Below are 1,602 nucleotides of genomic sequence, written 5' to 3' on the forward strand. Positions count from 1 at the left end.
AATTCTGTTGAAAAACTCTTGCCGAATTCAGTTTCAGATCTAGACGAGAGTGAAATGTCGAAACATTGACCCCTTTGGGGCCTGTAACCGGGTCTCAATGCCCGGCTTGTTGGTTAATTCATGTGATTTCGCCTCATGCGGGCGCACCTATCCCCTGATCCGGTGGTGGTTGCGCGACAAACTTGGCTAAACGTCGCAGATTTTGTGCGGCAGCAGCCAAGGTAAATTCGTCAGTCGCACCGCTAAGCCCTCGTAGTCTGAGCCGGTCGAGTCTGAGGATGCGTTTAAGATGGGCAAACAACACCTCGACCTTCTTGCGCTCGCAGCGTGATCTTTGATATTCCGGCGTAGTGGCGATGCGACGGGCCACATCACGTACGGACTCATGGATACTGCGTGCAATCTTGCGCCTCGGCGTATTCGGACAGCACGGTGCTTTCATCGGACATGCGGCACAGTTCGACTGGCTTGAACGATAGATGACGGTATTCGCATTCGTGATGTGCGTGCGGGGGTTTTTGAAGGGGCGCCAGTCACTGCGTAGCGCATGGCCTGCGGGACAACGGTATTCGTTGGCCTGTTCATTCCACTTAAAATCGCTGCGCGAGAGCGTGCCATCTTGTCGCTCCGACTTATCCCAAACTGGCACATGCGGCTCAATCCTCTTCTCTTCGACCAACCAGGCTAGCATTGGCGCAGAGCCGTAAGCGGTATCCCCAATCAGACGCTCTGGGATGAGATTGAAATTCGCCTCGACACGCTCGATCATTACTTTAGTGGATTCGACTTCCGCCGTGCGGTTAGCCGGTGTGGCTTCTACATCGAGGATGACGCCATTGGCAGTGTCGATCAGGTAGTTCGTCGAATAGGCAAAGAAGGGGTTGTCGCCAGTGGCACCAGTCCAGCGTGACTGCGGGTCGGTTAGTGAAATCCGTCGGGGTAATGCCTCGACAAGCGCTTCCTCATCCAATGCCTCCAGATACTCGCGCACAGCACGGTTGTTGAGTGCCGGGTTTGTCCAGTCGATTTCCTCGCCTCGCGATATGCCGCGCGGACCACTAGCGTCAGCCGCCACAATACTGGCATCGACTGCAAATCCTTCACCCTTGACCAGACCTGCCGCCATGCAACGTCGAACGACTTCGTCAAACACCCAGCGGAAGACCTGACTTGACCGGAATCGCCCATGGCGATTCTTGGAGAAAGTGGAATGCTCTGGCACCGCGTCATCCAGGCTGAGGCGACGGAACCAGCGATAGGCCAGGTTCAGATGCACTTCCTCGCACAAGCGCCGTTCGGAACGGATGCCGAAGCAGTAACCGATGACCAGCATGCGGATCATCAACTCTGGATCAATCGAGGGGCGGCCGGTATGGCTGTAGAAGTCAGATAGATGTTGGTGCAGATCGCGAAGATCAAGATGATGATTGATTCCGCGAAGGAGGTGATTGGAGGGAACGTAGTCTTCCAGGTTGAAGGAGTAGAACAGCCTGTCCTGAGCTGTTGATTGATGACCCATCATGGCGTGATTCCTTGTATCCATAATATGTCTATATCATATCACAAACAGGGGGCTAAAGGGTGGGGTTTTTCAACAGAATT

Annotated in this window: 1 protein-coding gene; it reads right to left on the reverse strand. The window is 54.2% G+C overall.

Annotated features, from left to right (window positions below):
* Positions 1–133: 133 nt before the first annotated feature.
* Positions 134–1,522 carry an IS1182 family transposase gene (locus SCT_RS12070; RefSeq protein WP_059423366.1) on the reverse strand — a complete coding sequence of 463 codons (1,389 nt, stop codon included), beginning with the start codon at positions 1,520–1,522 and terminating at the stop codon, positions 134–136.
* Between the last annotated feature and the right edge of the window lie 80 nt (positions 1,523–1,602).

This window comes from Sulfuricella sp. T08 (assembly GCF_000971475.1).
In the GTDB taxonomy this organism is placed as follows: Bacteria; Pseudomonadota; Gammaproteobacteria; order Burkholderiales; family Sulfuricellaceae; genus Sulfuricella.